Annotated in this window: 20 protein-coding genes; 13 read left to right on the forward strand and 7 right to left on the reverse strand. The window is 69.6% G+C overall.

Features of this window, described 5'->3' with window-relative positions; translation table 11 throughout:
• The first annotated feature begins 102 nt into the window (after positions 1-102).
• A complete protein-coding gene (grxD, locus tag NM961_RS17670) occupies positions 103-1,023 on the forward strand; it encodes a Grx4 family monothiol glutaredoxin (protein WP_255915738.1) in 921 nt (306 codons plus the stop codon).
• 271 nt (positions 1,024-1,294) lie between these two features.
• On the forward strand, positions 1,295-1,618 hold the full coding sequence (locus NM961_RS17675) for a hypothetical protein (RefSeq protein WP_255915739.1): 324 nt from the start codon (positions 1,295-1,297) through the stop codon (positions 1,616-1,618).
• A 128-nt stretch (positions 1,619-1,746) separates the two neighbouring features.
• On the opposite strand, the gene NM961_RS17680 is transcribed toward NM961_RS17675, so the two are convergent.
• Complete coding sequence (locus NM961_RS17680) at positions 1,747-2,517, reverse strand: AMP nucleosidase (RefSeq protein ID WP_255915740.1); 771 nt, start codon at positions 2,515-2,517, stop codon at positions 1,747-1,749.
• A 211-nt stretch (positions 2,518-2,728) separates the two neighbouring features.
• On the opposite strand from NM961_RS17680, the gene NM961_RS17685 reads away from it, so the two are divergent.
• The 3 genes from NM961_RS17685 (at position 2,729) to NM961_RS17695 (ending at position 4,957) form a co-directional block, all read left to right on the forward strand.
• On the forward strand, positions 2,729-3,589 hold the full coding sequence (locus NM961_RS17685; RefSeq protein ID WP_255915741.1) for a helix-turn-helix domain-containing protein: 861 nt from the start codon (positions 2,729-2,731) through the stop codon (positions 3,587-3,589).
• A 66-nt stretch (positions 3,590-3,655) separates the two neighbouring features.
• Positions 3,656-4,054, forward strand: a complete 399-nt coding sequence (locus tag NM961_RS17690; protein ID WP_255915742.1) for a DUF1761 domain-containing protein — start codon at positions 3,656-3,658, stop codon at positions 4,052-4,054.
• Positions 4,055-4,324: 270 nt separating this feature from the next.
• A complete protein-coding gene (locus tag NM961_RS17695; protein WP_255915743.1) occupies positions 4,325-4,957 on the forward strand; it encodes a 2-hydroxychromene-2-carboxylate isomerase in 633 nt (210 codons plus the stop codon).
• Positions 4,958-4,997: 40 nt separating this feature from the next.
• Here NM961_RS17695 and NM961_RS17700 read toward each other — a convergent pair whose 3' ends face one another.
• The gene (locus NM961_RS17700; protein ID WP_255915744.1) at positions 4,998-6,038 is read right to left on the reverse strand and encodes a threonine aldolase family protein; all 1,041 of its coding nucleotides are present in this window, start codon (positions 6,036-6,038) and stop codon (positions 4,998-5,000) included.
• Between the two features lie 85 nt (positions 6,039-6,123).
• On the opposite strand from NM961_RS17700, the gene NM961_RS24040 reads away from it, so the two are divergent.
• Positions 6,124-6,771 (forward strand): DUF4124 domain-containing protein, encoded by a 648-nt coding sequence (locus tag NM961_RS24040; RefSeq protein ID WP_305119237.1) that lies wholly within the window; start codon positions 6,124-6,126, stop codon positions 6,769-6,771.
• 1,264 nt (positions 6,772-8,035) lie between these two features.
• Here the strand turns inward: NM961_RS24040 and NM961_RS17710 are convergent.
• The 3 genes from NM961_RS17710 to NM961_RS17725 all read right to left on the reverse strand — a co-directional run bounded on the left by NM961_RS17710 (position 8,036) and on the right by NM961_RS17725 (position 10,402).
• Positions 8,036-8,554: a methylated-DNA--[protein]-cysteine S-methyltransferase gene (locus tag NM961_RS17710; protein WP_255915745.1), complete on the reverse strand. Its 519-nt coding sequence runs from the start codon at positions 8,552-8,554 to the stop codon at positions 8,036-8,038.
• A gap of 169 nt (positions 8,555-8,723) precedes the next feature.
• Positions 8,724-9,620 carry a DNA-3-methyladenine glycosylase family protein gene (locus NM961_RS24045; RefSeq protein WP_305119238.1) on the reverse strand — a complete coding sequence of 299 codons (897 nt, stop codon included), beginning with the start codon at positions 9,618-9,620 and terminating at the stop codon, positions 8,724-8,726.
• 2 nt (positions 9,621-9,622) lie between these two features.
• Positions 9,623-10,402: an SDR family oxidoreductase gene (locus tag NM961_RS17725; RefSeq protein ID WP_255915746.1), complete on the reverse strand. Its 780-nt coding sequence runs from the start codon at positions 10,400-10,402 to the stop codon at positions 9,623-9,625.
• 73 nt (positions 10,403-10,475) lie between these two features.
• On the opposite strand from NM961_RS17725, the gene NM961_RS17730 reads away from it, so the two are divergent.
• The gene (locus NM961_RS17730; protein ID WP_255915747.1) at positions 10,476-10,688 is read left to right on the forward strand and encodes a hypothetical protein; all 213 of its coding nucleotides are present in this window, start codon (positions 10,476-10,478) and stop codon (positions 10,686-10,688) included.
• Positions 10,689-10,780: 92 nt separating this feature from the next.
• A complete protein-coding gene (gene ypfJ / locus NM961_RS17735; RefSeq protein WP_255915748.1) occupies positions 10,781-11,644 on the forward strand; it encodes a KPN_02809 family neutral zinc metallopeptidase in 864 nt (287 codons plus the stop codon).
• 271 nt (positions 11,645-11,915) lie between these two features.
• Here the strand turns inward: ypfJ and NM961_RS17740 are convergent, their stop codons facing one another.
• Positions 11,916-12,593, reverse strand: coding sequence for a lysoplasmalogenase (locus NM961_RS17740; RefSeq protein ID WP_255915749.1), 678 nt, complete (start codon positions 12,591-12,593; stop codon positions 11,916-11,918).
• Between the two features lie 163 nt (positions 12,594-12,756).
• On the opposite strand from NM961_RS17740, the gene NM961_RS17745 reads away from it, so the two are divergent.
• The 5 genes from NM961_RS17745 (at position 12,757) to NM961_RS17765 (ending at position 17,801) form a co-directional block, all read left to right on the forward strand.
• Positions 12,757-13,881, forward strand: a complete 1,125-nt coding sequence (locus NM961_RS17745) for a glycosyl hydrolase family 18 protein (RefSeq protein ID WP_255915750.1) — start codon at positions 12,757-12,759, stop codon at positions 13,879-13,881.
• 76 nt (positions 13,882-13,957) lie between these two features.
• A complete protein-coding gene (locus tag NM961_RS17750; protein ID WP_255915751.1) occupies positions 13,958-15,082 on the forward strand; it encodes a DJ-1/PfpI family protein in 1,125 nt (374 codons plus the stop codon).
• A 2-nt stretch (positions 15,083-15,084) separates the two neighbouring features.
• Complete coding sequence (locus NM961_RS17755; RefSeq protein ID WP_255915752.1) at positions 15,085-15,771, forward strand: response regulator transcription factor; 687 nt, start codon at positions 15,085-15,087, stop codon at positions 15,769-15,771.
• On the forward strand, positions 15,768-17,084 hold the full coding sequence (locus tag NM961_RS17760; RefSeq protein ID WP_255915753.1) for a sensor histidine kinase: 1,317 nt from the start codon (positions 15,768-15,770) through the stop codon (positions 17,082-17,084). The genes NM961_RS17755 and NM961_RS17760 overlap by 4 nt, the downstream gene beginning before the upstream one ends.
• Before the next feature lie 174 nt (positions 17,085-17,258).
• Complete coding sequence (locus NM961_RS17765; RefSeq protein ID WP_255915754.1) at positions 17,259-17,801, forward strand: hypothetical protein; 543 nt, start codon at positions 17,259-17,261, stop codon at positions 17,799-17,801.
• 208 nt (positions 17,802-18,009) lie between these two features.
• Here NM961_RS17765 and NM961_RS17770 read toward each other — a convergent pair whose 3' ends face one another.
• The gene (locus tag NM961_RS17770; RefSeq protein ID WP_255915755.1) at positions 18,010-18,996 is read right to left on the reverse strand and encodes an NAD-dependent epimerase/dehydratase family protein; all 987 of its coding nucleotides are present in this window, start codon (positions 18,994-18,996) and stop codon (positions 18,010-18,012) included.
• Positions 18,997-19,153 lie beyond the last annotated feature (157 nt).

Genomic DNA, 19,153 nt, shown 5'->3' on the forward strand with positions numbered 1-19,153 from the left:
GAGCGGCGCCTTCCCCCCAAGCCGGCCTTGCGCCGGCGCCGGCCCGCCCGCATCTGGCCAGGCGTTATCATGCCCCTCTGTCCGCCAGGCCTAGCCAAACTCATGAATCTCGATCCCGCCGTCCGTACCCGAATCGACCAGCTGCTGCAGGGCAATCGCATCGTCCTGTTCATGAAAGGCACGCGCCACGCGCCGCGCTGCGGCTTCTCCGCCGGCACGGCGGGCATTCTCAACGGCCTGCTGGACGACTATGTCAGCGTCGACGTGCTGGCCGACCCGGAGATCCGCGAGGGCATCAAGGTCTACGGCAACTGGCCGACCATCCCGCAGCTGTACGTGGACGGCGAACTCGTCGGCGGCGCCGACATCGTCGCCGGCATGGCCAATTCCGGCGAGCTGCACGAACTCCTGGGCCTGCCCAAGCCCGACCGCACGCCGCCAGACATCACCATCACCGACGCCGCCGCAGAAGCCATGCGCGCCGGCCTGGCCGAGGCAGAAGGCGCCCTGCATCTGTCCATGGATGCGCGTTTCCAGGCCAACTTCTTCCTGCGCGAAGCCGAGGGCAACGAGATCCGCGCCCAGTCCAACGGCATCGAAGTGCTGATGGACATAGCCACCGCCCAGCGCGCCCGCGGCATCGTGATCGACTGGGTGGACACCGTGCAGGGCAGCGGCCTGTCCATCACCAACCCGAACGCGCCGCCGGCGGTGCAGCCGCTGGACGTGCAGACGCTGAAGACGCGCCTGGAGCGCGGCGATATCCGCGTGATCGACGTGCGCCCGGCGCAGGACCGTGCGCTGGCGCCCTTCCCCGCCGCGCAGGTGCTCGACGAGGACAGCGTGGCCCAGCTCGCCGCCCTGCCCAAGGAGCAGCCGCTGGCCTTCCTTTGCCACCACGGCAATTCCAGCCGCGGCGCCGCGGAGCATTTCCGCGGCCTGGGCTTCCGCCAGGTGTTCAATGTGGAGGGCGGCATCGATGCGTGGTCGCGGCTGGTCGACCCGTCGGTGCCGCGTTACTGAAGGCCGGGATTCGCTATTCGGGGTGTGGGACTGGAGACGCTGGCGGGCGTGATGCGGCGCAACTCGGGGCGTCTTTCACATCCGCTTAGCGTCTTGCACGCCAGGCGGCGCGGCATGTTGCAGGTGCACGCAATCTCTGCGCCGGACTTAATGAAAATGGCACAGCGGATGCAAAAGCCGCTGCTATACTTGGGCGAGAACTGACTATTCCAGGTAGCGCGCACGAACGCGCTGCGTACCGCAACAGGGGGGACAGTCGATGCGCTCAGCCATGACAGCAATCGCCATGGCGGTATTGCTCACAGCCTGCGGCGGCGGCCGCGAGCAGACCGCCGCCAGCGCCTGCGAGGCGGCGGTCAAGGCCAAGCTGGCCAACCGCACCTTTGAACTCGATCTCAAGGACTTGGCCGCAAGGGCCAAGGCCGAGACGCCCGATACCTTGTACCTGACCTCGCAGATCGTGTTCGACAAGGGATTGACCAGCGAATACCGGCAGTCGGTCGAATGCAAGGTGCGTTTCGAGAACGGCAAGGAGCCGTCGGTGATCCTGCTCCAGTTCAACTGGAGCATGGATGACGCCAACAAGGGCAAGTAGCCCGTCCGACTGCACCGCGGCCTGCGGCGGAACGCCGGGGCCGTGACGGTGCTTGCGCCGCGCGAAGGTGTTGCGCCGGCTGCAACGGCACTGCAACCGTGCCGCCGCAGCCGCCACGGGGCGGCGCCTCAGAAGCGCAGATGCTTGACCGACTGCCCTTCGTCGCGGATTTCCTTGAGCGCGTCGATGCCGATGCGGATTTGCGCCTCGACGAATTCGCCAGTGACCTTGCGGTCGCTTTCCTCGGTCTTCACGCCTTCGGGAATCATGGGCTGGTCCGACACCAGCAACAGCGCGCCGGTGGGAATCTTGTTGGCGAAGCCGACACTGAAGACCGTTGCAGTTTCCATGTCGATGGCCATGCAGCGCGTGCGGCGCAGATAGGCCTTGAATGCGTCGTCGTGTTCCCACACGCGGCGGTTGGTGGTGTAGACCGTGCCGGTCCAGTAATCGCGGCCGTGGTCGCGCACCGTGGAGGACACCGCGCGCTGCAGCGTGAACGCCGGCAGGGCCGGCACTTCCGGCGGGAAATAGTCGTTGGAGGTGCCTTCGCCGCGCAGTGCAGCTATGGGCAGGATCAGGTCGCCGAGCTGGTTCTTTTTCTTCAGCCCGCCGCATTTGCCGAGAAACAGCACGGCCTTGGGCATAACCGCCGACAGCAGATCCATGATGGTCGCCGCGGTCGGGCTGCCCATGCCGAAATTGATGATGGAGAGCCCATCGGCATGGGCGCTGGGCATGGCCTTGTCGCGTCCGCGGACTTCAACACCATGCCACTTTGCAAACAGTTCCACATAGTTGCTGAAATTGGTCAGCAGTACGTACTTGCCGAACTCTTCCAGCGGCACGCCGGTATAACGCGGCAGCCAGTTGCTGACGATCTCGTTCTTGTCTTTCATGGATTTCCCCGTGCATTCCCGCGCCGTGCGGGACAGGGTTACCGGCGACGCCACGCCGGCGATGTTCTGATTTTTGTGGCGCGGAGTCTAACAGGCCGCCCCTGCGCCGGGAATGAACGAAAACCCATGAAACCTGCACAGCACCGCTGCGCACGGCACAGCGGCCAGGCGGCATAATCGCCGCGCGCGGATACGCGAGCGGGGGACGGCTATGGCATCGGGCGCGATCGACCTGCATCGGCACGACTCGGCCCTGGGCGTCTGGGACATCGCCCAGCGCCGGCCGCATCCGGCCCTGCGCCGCCATGTGCTGCAGTTCTGGCATGGCGCCGGCCGGGTCACCTACCAGCGCGACCGTATCCTGCCCCAGGCGCGCAGCTATCTGCTGATCAACCTCGGTCCGCCGCAATACCTCTGCCTGCCCGGTCCGCCGGAAGTGCGCATCGTCTTCGACGACATCTGGTTCTCCGGCCTGTACGAAGGCCCCATCGAATGCGCCGCGCCGTACGGATCGGTACTGCTGGGCGTCGCTTTCGGCGCCGCCGGCGCGGCCAGCCTGCTGCCCTGGTCCCAGGCCGAACTGGCCAACCGCACCGGTCCGCTGCGCGAGCTGGCCGGCCCGGCGGCGACGCGGCTGCGCGAGCAGTTGCTGAATACCGCCTCGGTCGCGCAGCGCCTGGATCTGGTCGAGGACTGGCTGCTCGACACCTGCCTCAGCGGCCGCAGCGTGCATCCGCTGGTGCACTGGACGCTGGGACGCATCGCCGACAGCGGCGGCCGCGTGCGCACCGAGGATCTGGCCCGCGACGCCGGCTGCAGCCGCAAGCACCTGAGCGCCCTGCTCAGCCGCGCCGTAGGCCTGCCGCCCAAGTCGCTGGCGCGCATCCACCGCTTCCAGCACGCGCTGGGCTGCCTGGGCGGCGGCGCGCCGGACTGGGCCGCGCTGGCGGCCGACTGCGGCTATTACGACCAATCCCATCTGATCCGCGATTTCCAGCAGTTCAGCGGCCTGAGCCCGGCCGCCTTCCTGCGCAGCGCGCAGCCGGATCCGGGCAGCGTCGTGGTCCGGTGACATTTTTCCAATACCCGGCGCCGCCGGGGTGCCAGTCTGGTCGCACGTCAACACAGGAGGGGTGTCATGCCGGCAATCAATTATTGGGCGGTAGTGGCGGCGGCAATCGCCGGTTTCGTCATCGGTGGCCTGTGGTATTCGCCGCTGCTGTTCGGCAAGGCCTGGCAGCGCGAGGTGGGCCTGAGCGACGCGGAGCTGGCGCGCGGCAACATGGCGCGCATCTTCGGCCTGTCCTTAGTCCTCAGCCTGCTCGCGGCCTGGATGTTCGCGATCTTCCTCGGGCCGCGGCCGCCGATGGCCTTCGGCCTGGGCGCGGGCTTCGCCGCCGGCCTGTTCTGGGTGGCCACCAGCTTCGGCACCAACTATCTGTTCGCGCGCCGCAGCCTGAAGCTGTTCCTGATCGACGGCGGCTATCACACGCTGCAGTTCAGCGCGATCGGACTGATCCTGGGCCTGTGGCATTGAACGCAGGATTCCGGCCGTAGGAGATCATCCGGCGGCGGCGCCTGGAAAAGCGCACGCCGCCAGCCCGGTCCAGCTGCGACTGAACGCGGGATTCGTCGCGACTCCGCTGCCGTGCGCAAGGCACGCCACGAACCCGGGCGGCCGCTGGCAGCGCGATTGCGGCCCGCAAGAGCCGCGCGGCAGGCCGTCTCCGCCAGCCTGGCGCGCCCGCCCCTGTTCGTCGCGGCGGCAGGCAGCGTAGGGTGCGGCTTCCTCACCCGGGATTCCGCCATGCAAGCCGACTGGTATTTCGATTTCATCTCGCCCTTCGCCTGGCTGCAGTTACGCAAGGTGCTGGCCCTGCGCGAGCGCATCGCCGTGCGTCCCGTGCCCATCCTGTTCGCCGCCGTGCTGGACCAGCACGGCCAGCTCGGACCGGCCGAGATCCCGGGCAAGCGCGGCTTCACCTACCGCTTCGTGCAATGGCAGGCCGCGCGCCAGGGCGTGCCGCTGCGCTTTCCGCCGGCGCATCCGTTCAACCCGCTGCAGGCGCTGCGCCTGTGCATCGCCGCCGGCACGACCTGGCCGGCGGTGGAACGCATCTTCGAATACATCTGGCAGCACGGACAGCCCGCCGACAGCATCGCCAGCCTGGGCGAGGCCGCCGCCGCGCTGGGCATCGCCGATCCGGAAACCGCGCTGGGCGCCGAATCCGTCAAGCAGCAGCTGCGCGACAACACCGCCCAGGCCCTGGCGGCCGGCGTGTTCGGCGTGCCCACGCTGCGCCTGGACCAGGAACTGTTCTGGGGCGACGATGCCACCGGCATGGCGCTGGACTACCTCGCCGATCCGCATTGCTTTGAGCGCGGCGAATACGCGCGCATCGCGGCGCTGCCGCAGGCGGTGCAGCGCCGGCGGGGCTGAGGCCGGGATTCGGGATTTGCAGAGCGGTGTCGCGCCGTGGCTAGTGCTGTGCAAGGGTTTCGCGCAGCGCCTGCAGGGCCAGTTCGACGGCGGCGGCGTCCACGTCGAGATGGGTCACCGCGCGCAGGGTGCGCGGGCCCATCTCGCTGACGCGCACGCCGCGGTGCAGCAGTGCGGCGCTGAGGCGCGGCGCGTCCAGGTCCGGGCGCAGCACATCGAAATAGACCAGGTTGGTCTGCACCGCCGCCAGGTCTATGCCCAGGCCGTCGATGGCGGCGATGCCGCGGGCCAGGGCCTGGGCATTGGCGTGATCCTCGGCCAGGCGTTCCACGTGATGGTCCAGCGCGTAGTCGCAGGCCGCGGCGATGATGCCGCTCTGGCGCATGGCGCCGCCCCAGCGCAGCTTGAGGCGGGTGGCCTCATGGATGAAATCGGCCGGGCCGGCCAGCACCGCGCCGCCGGGCGCGCCCAGGCCCTTGGAGAAGTCGATCCAGACCGAGTCGTAGTGTTCCGCGTAGCGCGCGACGCTCACGCCCGAGGCCACTGCCGCATTGAACAGCCGCGCACCGTCCATGTGCGTGGCCAGGCCGTGGGCCCTGGCCGCCGCGGCGACCTCGTCCAGCTGCGCCAGCGGCCAGATCGTGCCGCCGCCGAGGTTCGCGGTCTGCTCCACTTCCAGCAGGCGCTGGCGCGGCGCGTAGGGGCGGTCCGGCCGCAGCACGGCCCGCAGCTGGGCCGCGTCGAAGCGGCCGCGGTCGCCGGCGATGGCAGTGAGCATGACGCCGGCCAGCGCGGCCGGGCCGCCGCCCTCGAAGCCGATCAGGTGCGAGGTCACATCGCAGATCACCTCGTCGCCGGGACGGCAGTGCACGGCCAGGGCGATCTCGTTGCACATGGTGCCCGAAGGCAGGTACAGCGCCGCCGGCTTGCCCAGCAGCGCGGCGCAGCGTTCGACCAGGCGATTGACGCTGGGGTCCTCGCCGGCGCGCTCGTCGCCCACTTCGGCCGCAGCCATCACCGCGCGCATGGCCGCGCCGGGGCGGGTCTTGGTATCGCTGAAGAAGTCGACGAATCCAGCCACGGCGCTGCTCCCGGCAAAGAAGCCAAGCATTGCGGTACTGGCCGCACTACCGCAAGCGGCGCCGGCGCGTAGAATCGGCGGCACCATGAAAGCCCTGACCTGCCTGCTCGCCGTGCTGGGCGCCAGCGCCTGCACCGCCGCCATCGCGGCCTCCAACACCGCCTACCGCTGCACCGATGCCAGCGGCGCGATCGCGTTCCAGGACAAGCCCTGCCGCAGCGGCCAGCAGAGCCAGTCCTTCGAATACCAGCGCGATCCGCCGCCCGCGCCGGCCGATCCCGCCGCCAGCCCGGACCCGGCAACCCTGACCGCCGAAGCCGAGCCCGAACCGCCCGCCTCCGTGCCCGCGCCGCCGCCGCCGCGGCCACCCGTCCCGCCGGTGTTCAAGTGCGTGCGCGCCGACAACGACAAGGTCTACTACAGCGACACCGGCGAAACCCGGCCCTACCAGGTGCCCGCCGGCGTGCTGGGCGCGCCGGGCAGCTCGCTGGGTTCCAGCGCCGTGCCGTCGGCGCCGGAACTCAACCGTCCGGGCGTCGCCGCGCCCAGCATCGCCTCGGCCTATGTGGAAGTGCGCGACCGCTGCGAACAGCTCAGCCCCGCCGAAGCCTGCCGCGTACTGCGCGGCCAGCTGGACGAAAACCTGACCCGCCAGCGCAACGCCAGCCGGGAAGAGCGCGAAGGCCTCGCGCGCGAGGCCCATGCCCTGGCCGACAAGGTCGCCGGCTGCTGATGCGTTTTCGCCCAGACCGGGCGAGAGCCAGCAACGGCGCGGCCTGCAGCGATTCATCCACAGGCTTTTCCGCGCGCTTGTCCACAGCGGCTGTGGACAACCCGCAGGGGATTTTTACTCAAATAAACTTTGAGCAATTATCCACCCAACACAGCGGAACCTGCTCAATCTTTGCGCAAAGCGGGCCGCACCCGCGCCAGCACTGGCACAGCGGCCACTGTGCACAGACTTGTCACCACGGTTGTCCACAGGTCCTGTGGATAGCGCGCGCTGCACTGGCGAAGAATTGCGCAAAGCGTGCGAAAGCGAGCTGCACCAACGCCTGCAGCGTTTCATCCACAGGCTTGTTCCGGGTAGTTTCCACAGCCGCTGTGGATTACGCGGCGCAGAGAAACCCACAGGGAAAAACCCTCAGGCGCCACGGGCCCGCGCAACGCTGCGCGCAGGCGCGGAAGACGGCGAAAAACCGCTGCGGAACGCCTGTACGCCGTGCTGCACCGACGTGCGATCGGCAGCGAAGCTGCGCGCACACACAAGACGGCGGCGCCGGCGAGGGCCGCAGGGACGCACGGCAGCAAGCGCTGGCGAAAGTTTGCGCAAAGCGTGCGAAAGCCAGCTGCACCAAGGCCTGCAGCAATCCATCCACAGGCTTGTTCCGGGTGGTTTCCACAGGCGCTGTGGATTAACGGCGACACCGCGGCGTTCGATGCGCGCTCACGCTGATCGCGCCACCCTTGCTGCGGCGGCACGCCGATTGCCGTCACCGATCAGTGTCAGCGTCGCGCGCAGACGACGTCCGCCGATCACGCCGACAACGCCTCACCCAGCCCGCGAAAGCCCGCTGGCCAAAGATTGCGCAAAGCGTGCGGAAGCCAGCTGCACCAAGGCCTGCAGCAATCCATCCACAGGCTTGTTCCGGGTGGTTTCCACAGGCGCTGTGGATTAACGGTGACGCTGCCGCGCTCGATGCGCGCTCGCGCTGACCGGCATCGCCTTTGCTGCGTCCACCCGTCGACCACTGCCACCGATCCGTGTCAGCGTCGCGCGCAGGCAATGCCCGCCGGTCACGCCGACAACGCCTCACCCAGCCCGCGAAGGCCCGCTGGCCAAAGATTGCGCAAAGCGTGCGGAAGCCAGCTGCACCAAAGCCTGCAGCAATCCATCCACAGGCTTGTTCCGTGTGGTTTCCACAGGCGCTGTGGATTACCGCCCGGAAGCCGGCGATGCAGTGATGGCAACAGCCGCCGGATTGCCGCGGCGACGCTCAGGGCACCAGTTGCAGCGGCGGCCGCGGCGCGTGGCGGCGTTCGTGGTCCAGCAGCCAGCGCTTGATCGGCAGGCCGCCGCCGAAGCCGGTGAGGCTGCCGTTGGCGCCGATCACACGATGGCAGGGCACGATGATCGGAACCGGATTCGCACCGTTGGCCGCGCCGACGGCGCGGCTGGCATTGGGCCGGCCCAGACGCTGGGCCAGTTCGCCGTAGCTGATGGTGCAGGCATGGGGAATCTGCAGCAGCGCCGTCCAGACCTCGATCTGGAACGGCGTGCCCTGCAGATCCAGCGCCAGCCCGGACAGAGCGAACGCGCACCGCTCGCCGGCGAAGTATTCGCGCAGCTGCTGCGCCGCGGCAGCCAGCGGGCCGGCGTCGCGGGCAATGCCCACCGCCGGCATGGCCGGGCGGCCGTCGTGCGGAAAGTCGATCGCGCGCAGGCCGCGGCGGCCGCCGGTCAGCAGCAGCGGGCCTATGGGCGTATCAAGAATGTCGTAGACCAGTCCGTCCATGGCTTCGTCCGGCGCAGGGGTTGGGAGCGGGGATTGGGGATGACGGGATTCGGGATTCGCAAGAGCAATCCGCAGCCTGGGCATTCTCGCATCGGCGCACTCATGCGCCATCGGTCCTCGCCGCGAATCCCGCTTTCACGATTCCGAATCCCGACTCTCCAATCCCGCCTCAAGCCGCCCGCCACAGCAACAGCACCGCATACGCCCGGAACGGCCGCCAGGCCTGGCTGGCTTCCTCCAGCGCGCGCGGGCTGAGCGTGGTGCCGGGCTGCAGCACCTTGCGCAGCACGATGTCGGCGGCGGGGAAGGCGTCGGCGTCGCGCAGCGCGCGCATGGCCATGTAGTGCGCGGTCCAGGCGCCTATGCCGCGCACCGCGGTGCAGCGGGCGACGAATTCGGCCGGAATCTGTCCGGGTTGGAATGACAGCTCGCCGGCGGCCACCGCCGAGGCCAGCGCGTGCAGGGTGGCCACGCGCGCGCCGGGCAGGCCCAGCGCGTCGAGATTGGCCGTGGCCAGCGCGGCTGCGCCGGGAAACAGGCTGTGGCAGGGTTCGCCGGCCGCTGCCGCGGCGATGCGCTGCGCATGCCGCGCAACCAGGCGCCCGGCAATGGTGCGCGCCGCGGCCACAGTGATCTGCTGCCCCAGCACCGCGCGCACGCCCAGCTCGAAGCCGTCCCAGCAGCCCGGCACACGGATATCGCCATGTACCCGCAGCAGCGCCGCCAGGCGCGGATCGCGCCCCAGCGCACGGCGTATGCGCGCCTGCGGCGCATCCACATCGAACAGCAGGCGCAGGCGCGCCAGCACCAGCGGCAGTGCGGCGGGGTCAGCGTGTTCAACCGTGACCGCGCCCGTGCCCAGGTCGAACTGCAGCCAGCCGGGCTCGCCAGCGTGGAGGAAACTGCGCCGGTAGCGCCCGGCCTCGACCAGCTCCACGCCGGGAATCGCGCGCCGCGCGTAGAAGGCCAGCACCTGTTCCGCCGGATAGCCGCGCGGCAATTCCAGCCGGGCGTGCTGCACGGCCGGCGCAGGCTGCACGCCGGCCTCCGCCGTCTTGCGCCGCATGTTCAGAAGCCGTAGCGCAGGAAGCCGCCGTCGACGGCGATGCATTCGCCGCTGACATAGCTTGCCGCCGGCAAACACAGGAAGGCCACCGCGGCGGCGACTTCCTCGGGCTCGCCTATGCGCTGCAGCGGCGTGCGGTCGAGTACTTCCTCCAGATAGTCCGCATCGGCCAGGGCCGGCTCGGAACGCTGCGTGCGGATGTACCAGGGCGCCACTGCGTTGACGCGGATGCCGTCGCCGGCCCATTCGCAGGCCAGGTTGCGCGTGAGCTGGTGCAGCGCGGCCTTGGTCATGCCGTAGGGCGAGCCGGTGCGCACATGGGTCAGGCCGGATACCGAACCCACGTTGACGATGGCCGCGGCGCCGTGCTCGGCCAGCTGCGCGTGGGCCAGGCGGCACAGCTCGAAGGCGCTGAAGACGTTGGTATCGAACAGGGCGCGGTACTCGGCCTCGGCATAGTCCAGGGTCGGCTTGCGCACATTGGTGCCGACGTTGTTGACCAGCACCGAGAGCGAACTGCCGCGGTCGGCGATCCAGTCGAACAGCTCCAGGCGCTGCTCGCGCTCGGCCATGTCGGCGGCGAACGCGGCAATGTCGCGGCCGGGGAATTCCTCGGCCAGATCGGCACAAACCTGCTCCAGGTGCACGCCGTCGCGCGCCACCAGCAGCACATCGGCGCCCAGCGCGGCCAGCTCGCGCGCGCAGGCCAGGCCTATGCCCTTGCTCGCGCCGGTTACCAGCGCCGTCCGTCCGTCCAGTCGCCAGCGTGATGCGATAGTCATTGCGGCAGCTTCCACCTTGTTGCCCGGCCCCCGGGGGCGCAGACTTTAGCGCAGCCCGGCTCCGGAGAAGGTCGTGACGCGCGTGCTTGTGTTCTGTCTTGCCCTGTCCGCCCTCGCCGGCTGCTCCGGCGCCGACAAGGCCGCGCCACCACCGGCGCCTCCGGCCGTCCTGTCCGACCAGCAGCAGCAAGCCCTGCAGAAAGCCCAGGCCCTGCGCGACCAGCACGCCGAGCAGCGCAAGGCCGAGCTGGACGCACGCATGGACCAGGCCGAGAACGGCCAGTAGGCCCGGATCTGTAACCATCCGATACAGCCGGGTCCGCAGCAGACCCGTTCGGTTACCATCGCGCCGCCCCGCTAACGCAAGGAGACAGCACTATGCTCTGGCAAAAAAGTCGTCGCAGCGACAATGTCGTTTCTTCCAGTGGCGGCGGCGGCCGGCGCATGGGCGGCGGCCCGGGCCTGGGCATAGGCGGCATCGTCCTGGTATTCCTGATCAGCTGGGCCCTGGGCAAGAACCCGCTGGAAATGCTCTCGCTGCTGATGCAGGACGGCGGCAGCCCGTCCCAGCCGCAGACCCAGCAGGCGCCGCCGTCGACCCAGACCACCGATTTCGTGCGCGCCATCCTCGGCAGCACCGAGGATGTCTGGGGCCAGATCTACGCCTCCGCCGGCCAGCGCTACCAGGCGCCGCGCCTGGTGCTGTTCCAGCAGGGCGTGAATTCCGCCTGCGGCATGGCCACTTCGGCGGTGGGCCCGTTCTACTGCCCCGGCGACCACCAGGTCTATCTCGACACCAGCTTCTTCGACGAACTCTCCGGCCGCTTCAAGGCCGCCGGCGATTTCGCCCGCGCCTACGTGATCGCGCACGAGGTCGGCCACCACGTGCAGAACCTCATGGGCGTGATGGACAAGAGCGAACAGCTGCGCCGCCAGGGCGCATCCATGGAAGGCGCCGAAGGCCTTTCCGTGCGCCAGGAACTGCAGGCCGACTGCTTTGCCGGCGTGTGGGCCAACCATGCCCAGCGCCAGCTGCAATGGCTGGAAAACGGCGATGTCGAATCCGCCCTGGCCGCGGCCACCGCCATCGGCGACGACAAGCTGCAGAAGCAGTCGCGCGGCTACGTGGTCCCCGATTCCTTCACCCACGGCAGCTCGGCCCAGCGCGTGCGCTGGTTCCGCCTGGGCCTGGAGCGCGGCGACCTGGCGCTCTGCGACACCTTCCGCGCGCAGCAGCTCTGATCGGCGGCCGGCCCTGAACCGGCCGGACAATCCGCAGGAAAGCACCGGAGCGCGGCCCGACCGCCGCGCTTCGCCGGCAAATCCACGCAGGGCATGGACGGTGGACCCGCGACGCCCACGCAGCCGAAGCAGGTGGCAGCAGGGTGACTGCCCTCACGCGCTGCCACGCCGGTAGGGACGGTTCCGGCGCCCAGCACGACCGGGGGGGCGACAACGCTGCGCGGCCGCCGCGGGTCCGATCCAGAAGAACGGAACGCGGCGGCAAATCACCTCAGCGCCGGCTGTGCCAGACCGAAGCGCCGATCAGGAACTGCGCCAGCCAGTAGCTCGCCAGCACATAGATGCGGCCGTGCTGCACCGGCGTATGAAAGCGGTCGAAGGCCAGCAGCGCATCGGACACGACGAAACTCAGCCCGCCGAACGCCGCGTACACGCTGCCCGCATGCGCCCGCGCCAGCGCGACCGCCGCGGCCTGCGCGGCCATCGCCGCGAGCGCAATCACATACACCAGCACCGGCGCGCGCAGCGCCTCGGGCAATTTCGGCCACAGGACCGCCAGCACGCCGCCGGCCAGCAGCGCATAGGCCAGGAACGGCCAGCGCCAGGGACTGAAGCCGCGGTGCCGGGTGAACGCGAACAGGTAGGCCAGGTGCGCCAGCAGGAAGCTGCCCAGGCCGAACACGAACCGGTCCTGCGGCAGCATCAGAAACACATCGCCCAAGGTCGACAGCAGCAGGCCGGCCAGCACGGCGGTGCGGTAAGGCGCCTGCGCCTGCGGCGCGCGCAGCACCAGCGCGGCGACCAGCAAGGTGGTCAGCGGCTTGAACACGTAGTGCAGCCATTCGCCGCCGGCGATCACGGCCGAGGCCGTACCCACCAGCGCGCTCAACGCAATCAGCACGGCCCAGCCGCGCAGGCCCGGCATGGCGCCGGCGCTTTCCGTCTGCATCACGATTCCCCGCTCCGCCGCAAGACTCTCAGCCTAGCCAAGCCGCGGCCCGCCGCCTAGCCGGTTGCGCAATCTGCCAACACGCACACGGCCGCGACAGCTTTGCGCGCCATCATCCGTCCTTGGCCAGGCGCGGCGCCGCGCGCCGCAAAAGGGGAAAACCATGCATACGCGCATTCTTGCCGGCATCGCCCTGCTCGCCGCCGCTGCAGTCCGGGCCGACGACACCGTGTTCGCCACCAGCTTCGAGCGGCCCTGGGTTTCCGGCTACCACGTCGGTTACCAGCGCGACCTGTATCCGACCGCGGAAATCGACTTCAGCGCCGTCACCCACATCGTCGTCGGCCGCATCACGCCCAATGCCAACGGTACGGTCAACACGCATTTCGACATCGACAACGTCAACGGCCCGGTCTGGGCCCGCGGCGTCGCGGCCGCGGCGCATGCGGCCGGCGCCAAGGCGATACTCATGGTCGGCGGCGCCGGCGAATATGCCGGCTGGGTCGGGGCGGCCGCGCCGGCCAACCGCGCCGCCTTTGTCGCCAATCTGCTCGCGACCATGGACAACCTGGGCTTTGACGGCCTGGACCTGGACTGGGAACCCATCCAGTCCCAGGACGAACCCAATTTCCTCGCGCTGGCCCAGGCCCTGCGCGCCCAGCGCCCCAATGTGCTGCTGACCGTGCCGGTGGGCTGGATCAACGCCAACTTCGCGTCCACGCCCAGCGCGTTCTTCGCCAGCATCGCCCCGCTGTTCGACCAGATCAACGTGATGAGCTACGACATGGCCGGCGCCTGGGACGGCTGGCAGAGCTGGCACAGTTCGGCCCTGGCCGATGCCGCCGGCAACCGGCCCAGCTCGATCGAAACCAGTGTGGATTTCTATAAACGTTCCGGCGTGCGCCGGCAGCAGCTGGGCATGGGCCTGCCCTTCTACGGCACCTGCTGGCGCGGCGTGAACGGCCCGCGCCTGTTCGGCGGCACGGTGGTGGCCAGCGACAACGACCTGAGCTACCGCAACATTATGCAGAGCTACTACAGCGCACCGCTGCGCCAGTGGGATGCGGCCGCGTCCATGGGCTACCTCGGCTCCAGCAATCCCATAGGTCCGCTGCAATGCAATTTCCTCTCCTACGACGATGAACAGTCCATCGCCGCCAAGGGCGCCTGGGCGCGGCGCATGGGCCTGGGCGGCACCATCATCTGGACTATAGGCCAGGGCCATATCCCGGAACGCCCGGCCGGCCAGCGCGATCCGCTGCTGCAGGCGGTGAAGGCGGCGTTCTGAACGTGCGCCGCCGCATTTGAACTTCGTTTGATGCGGCGGCAGGCAGGCTGGACTTCCCCACTGCGAGGTCCAGCCCATGTCCCGTTTCATCCGCCATTGCCGCGGCGCACTGCGCGCGCTGCTGATTTCCACCCTGCTCGCCGGCAGCGCCGCGGCCGCCGACAAGGTGCTGCTGGTCGTCAGCAGCGAAGGCCGCGACCAGGGCAAGACCCGGCCCGGCTTCGAGATGGACGAATTCGCCCAGGCCTACCTGATCTTCCGCGACAACGGCTGGCAGATCGACGTCGCCAGCCCGGCCGGCGGCGCGGTGCAGGCGGACAAGTACGATCCCAAGGAAACCTTCAACGCACGCCTGCTCGAAGACGCCCAGGCCCAGCGCCTGCTGCAGCAGACCCTGGCCACGGCCCAGGCGCGCGCGGCCGACTACGCCGCGGTCTACGTGATCGGCGGCAAGGGGGCGATGTTCGACCTGGCCCAGGACAAGGCGCTGGCCACGCTGATCGCCGCTGTCTACCAGCACGGCGGCGTGGTCGCCGCGGTCTGCCACGGGCCGGCGGCACTGGTCGATGTACGCCTGGCCGACGGCAGCGCGCTGGTCGCCGGCCGGCGGCTCACCGGCTTCAGCAACGAGGAAGAGGCGCTGTTCGGCAAGCGCTGGTCGGGAAGCTACCGCTTCCAGCTCGAAGACGCCCTGCGCGAACGCGGCGCGCGCTGGTCCGAAGCCGCGCTGATGCTGCCGCACGTCGTCGCCGACGGCCGCCTGCTCACCGGACAGAACCCGTATTCCACCGCCGCGCTGACCGAAGCCGTGATTACGGTACGCGGCCGCAAGCCCGCCGCGCGCGAATCCTGGCGCGACGAGGCGACCATGGCGCTGGTGCAGCGCCTGCTCGCCGGCGAGGACGCCGCCGCCCGCAGTGAACTCGCCGCCAACCTGGCGCGCTATCACGTCGAACTGATCGGCATGCTGGGCTACTACCAGCTCAAGGCCGCCACCGACGACGCGGCCGTGCGCAACGCGCTCGCCATCATGCAGCTGGCCCTGCCGCATATGCCGCAGCCGCAGCTCACGCTGGGCCTGGCCGAGGCGGAACTGCGCCTGGGCCGCAAGCAGCGGGCGCGCGAACTCATCGACAGTGTGCTGGCAAGCCATCCCGACATGGCTGAAGCTAAGCAGCTCCTGGCCCGCATCGACGGCTGAGCATGCCGCAGCGCCTGCACATACTGGTGATCGAAGACAATCCCGCCCTGCGTGCCAGCCTGGCGGCGGTGCTGGAAGCCCACGGCCATCGCGCGGATTTCGCCGTCGATGGCCGCCGCGGCCTGCAACTGGCCCTGGCCGAGCCGCCGGATGTGGTGGTGCTGGACCTGAACCTGCCCGGCCTGGACGGCATCGAACTCTGCCGCCGCCTGCGCGACCGCGCCGACCGTCACGTGCCCGTACTGATGCTGACCGCGCGCGACAGCCTGCAGGACAAGCTGGCGGGCTTCGAGGCCGGCGCCGACGACTACCTGGTCAAGCCCTTCGCCGGTGCGGAATTGCTGGCGCGCTGCCAGGCGCTGTCGCAACGCCACCGCGTCGGTGCGCGTCACGAGCTGCGCATAGGCTCGCTGTGCCTGGACCGGCGCAGCGGCAAGGCGCAGCGCCACGGCCAGCCGCTGGAGCTGCAGCAGACGCCGTACCGCATCCTGCTCGCACTGGCCGAAGCCTGGCCGCGCACGCTCACGCGCAGCGAGCTGGTGCAGCAGCTCTGGGGCGACGAGGCACCGTCGTCGGATCCGCTGCGCACGCACCTGTACCTGCTGCGCCAGGTGCTGGACCGGCCCTATGCCACGGCGCTGCTCAAGACCGTGCACGGCGTGGGCTTCCGCCTGGAAAGCGACGAATGAGCACGCGCCCGCGCCGGCTGCAGCGGCGCCTGATGGGGGTGCTGGCCCTGTTCACCCTGGCCGTCGCCGGCCTGTTCGGCCTGTATGCGATGGCTTTCATGTACGCGACCGAGGACGCCTTCTTCAGTGCCATGCTGCAGCAGGAGGCCGCCGCGCAATACGCCGCGCGCGAGCGCAGCGGCCGGTGGAGCACACCGGCCCAGGGCTTCATGCACGTCTACGAGAACACCGGCGAACTGCCCGACGGCCTGGACCAGTTGCTCGCCGCCGAACCGCAGCGGCATGAACTGCCCGGCCGCGACGGCCGCCACTATCACCTGCTGGCCCTGCATGCACGCGACGGCGCCCGCGCCTGGCTCGCGGCCGAAGTCAGCAGCCAGCTGGTGGTGCGCCCGCGGCGCCAGCAGGTGCTGGGCATACTGGCCTGGTCGGCGCTGGGGCTGATCGTGCTGGCGCTGCTGCTGGGCTATCTGCTGGCCCGCCGCACCACCGCGCCGCTGGCGCGCCTGGTCGGCCGCGTCGACGGCATTTCCGCGCAGCACTGGCCGCAGGACCTGGCCCAGGGTTTCCGCGATGACGAAGTCGGCGCGCTGGCCCGCGCGCTGCAGGCGCTGCTGCGCCGCCTGCACGCCTTCGTCGAGCGCGAACGCGAATTCACCCGCGACGCCAGCCACGAGTTGCGCACGCCGCTGAGCGTGATCCGCACAGCTGCTGAAAGCCTGCAGAATGAAGCTTTATCCGCGGTTGGACGACAGCAGCTGCAGCACCTGCACCAGTCCGCGCTGCAACTGCAGCAGACCGTTACCACCCTGCTCACCCTCGCGCGGGAAGAAGAAACCTCCGCGGCAACTGCCGCACCGGCGCCGCTACTGCCGCTGCTGGAGCGCGTCATCGTGGAACAGGCGCCGCTGCTGGACGGCAAGCCGGTCGAAGTGCACCTCGACATTGCGCCCGCGCTGGCCAGCACGGTTCCCGCCAGCGTGCTGCATATCCTGCTGTCCAACCTGATCGGCAATGCCTTCGCCCATGCCGAGGATGGCGCCGTCGAAATCGGCAGCAGCGACGGCCGCCTGCATATCGCCAATCGCGCGGCCGTCCTGGACAGCGCCGCGGCGCAGCGCCTGGTCGATGAACCCTATGCCCGGCGCGAAGGCAGCGCCGGCTTCGGCCTGGGCCTGGTCATCGTACGCCGGCTGGGCGAGCGGTTCGGGCTGGATCTGCGCATCAGCCTGGACGAGGGCGCCGCGCGGGCGAGCTTCCGCCTGACACCCGGCACCGGCGGGACCGGCGCACCGCCGCCTGCGGCGGAGTAGCGGTCTGCGGCGCGCTCGCCGCGACCAGCGTGCGCAAGCGCGCAACCCGGCGCAGCGCACGGTCGTGATGGCGCACGCGCCGGAACGCTGCGACGCTGTGCACGGTCCACCCCGCGCCAGACCGCTGCGCCGCCGCCGCGGCGTCCGCCCATCGTCCCAGGAGCACGCCACACAATGCCAATTTCCACTTCGCTGCTGCTGGCAGCACCTCTGTTCGCCCAGCTCGCAACCGCGCCCGACTGCAGCGCGCTGCTGCAGCAGCATCTGAAAACCGACCTGGAGCTGCCCTGGCAGACCTTCGACCAGACCGAAGGCCAGGGCTTCCGCGTACTGGCCGCCGCCGGCTGCTCGCGCGAGGCCGGCGACCTGCTCGAAGCCTGGCTGGCCGCGCGCCAGCGCGAACAGCGCAGCGTGCACTGGCACCTGGCGCAGCAGCGCGCGGAACAGGACGACAGGCCGGCCGCGATCCAGGCCGCGCGCAAGGCGCTCAATACTGAAGAAACCGCCGACATGCCGCTGCGCTGGAACGACTACGTGCTGGCGACCATCGCCTTCCTCGAACGCGACCGCAGCGCCTTCGACCGGCACCGCGCCGCCGTCGCCGCGGCGCGGGAGCGGTATGCCGGCAACGCCCTGAACCTCAAGCTGCTCGATCGCCTGGGCCGGCATTTCGAGCTGAGCTATCTGGGCGCGCAGAAAGCCGCGCCGCAGCCCTGAAGCCGGGACGGCCCGGCCGATTCGCCGCCGGCGCGGCCGTCCCGGCGGCGGCGATCGCTGCGGCCGCCGTCGACTCCAGCCGGCGCGGACTACTTGTGCGGGCACGCCCGCCAGTGCGAACCCGTCCGAAAACACGACATCTCCCGGCGTCGCGCGGGTCGGCAGCAACAGGCTGCTCGGCTCCGGCCACTGCTGCCTGCCGGCTTTTTCAGTCCACCGGATACGGCCCGTGCGCAAACACCGTGTCGTGATAGCCCTTGCTGCCGATCTGCAAGGCCAGCTCGCTGCGGAAATCCCGCTGCTGTTCCAGGGCGCGCAGCACCTGGGCGAAATCGTGGCGCGGCTGCCAGCCCAGCGCCTCGCGCGCGCGGCGATTGTCGTAGACGCGGTCCAGGCCGCCGAACATGCGCCAGCCGCGCGCAGCGTACAGGGCTTCGTAATGGGGATACAGGCGGCGCAGCACAGCGGGCGCATCGTGGCGCAGCATGGCGAGGTCCGCCGGCGTGAACGGCGTGGTCGCCGACACGATATAGCGGCCGAAGCCGATCGCAGCGGCGCGCTGCAGCGCGAGCAGGTGCGCATCCACCGCATCGGCAATATCGAGACGGCGGTACAGCAGTTCGTTGGCCTGCACATTGGCCGTTTCATAGCGGCTGCGCACGGCGGCATCGTCGTCATCTTCCGGAAAGAAGCGAGAAGTGCGCAGCACGATCACGGCCAGGCCGCGCCGGCGCGCGAACAGTTCGCAGAGGTTCTCCGCCGCCCCTTTGCTGACGCCGTAGATATTGCGCGGTACGGGCAGCACGTCTTCGTCTATCCAGGCCGCAGGCGCGTCCGCGGCCGGCGTCAGCGCCGCGCCGAAGGCGCTGGTGGTGCTGGTGTACACAAAGGAACCCACTCCGGCGGCGACGGATTCCTCCAGCAGGTTGAGCGTGCCGCTGATATTGACGGCGATGAATTCCTGCTGCGTGTGCGTGGCCACATGCGGCTTGTGCAAGGTGGCCGCATGGATCACGCCGCCGACGCCGCGCAGACAGTCGGCGACGAAGCCGCGATCGACGATGCTGCCGACATGATCGGTATATGGCGAAGCCTTGATATCCAGCCCGCGCGCCGGCCGGCCGTCGGCGCGCAGGGTACGCATCAGGGCTTCGCCCAGGTGACCGGCGCTGCCGGTGACGAGTATCGGCTGCATGGGAATTCCTGGTTGCTTCGCAACGCGGGACGCCGCGGCGACGGCGGAGGATGATGGCACAGGACGGTTGCGCGGTTTTCGCTGCTGTCTTGCTTATTTGGACTCCGCCGGGAACCGAGTTCTGGAGGCGTATCGCCGCCCTTCGTTCGCGCTCGAA

The organism is Tahibacter harae, assembly GCF_024437735.1.
In the GTDB taxonomy this organism is placed as follows: domain Bacteria; phylum Pseudomonadota; class Gammaproteobacteria; order Xanthomonadales; family Rhodanobacteraceae; genus Tahibacter; species Tahibacter harae.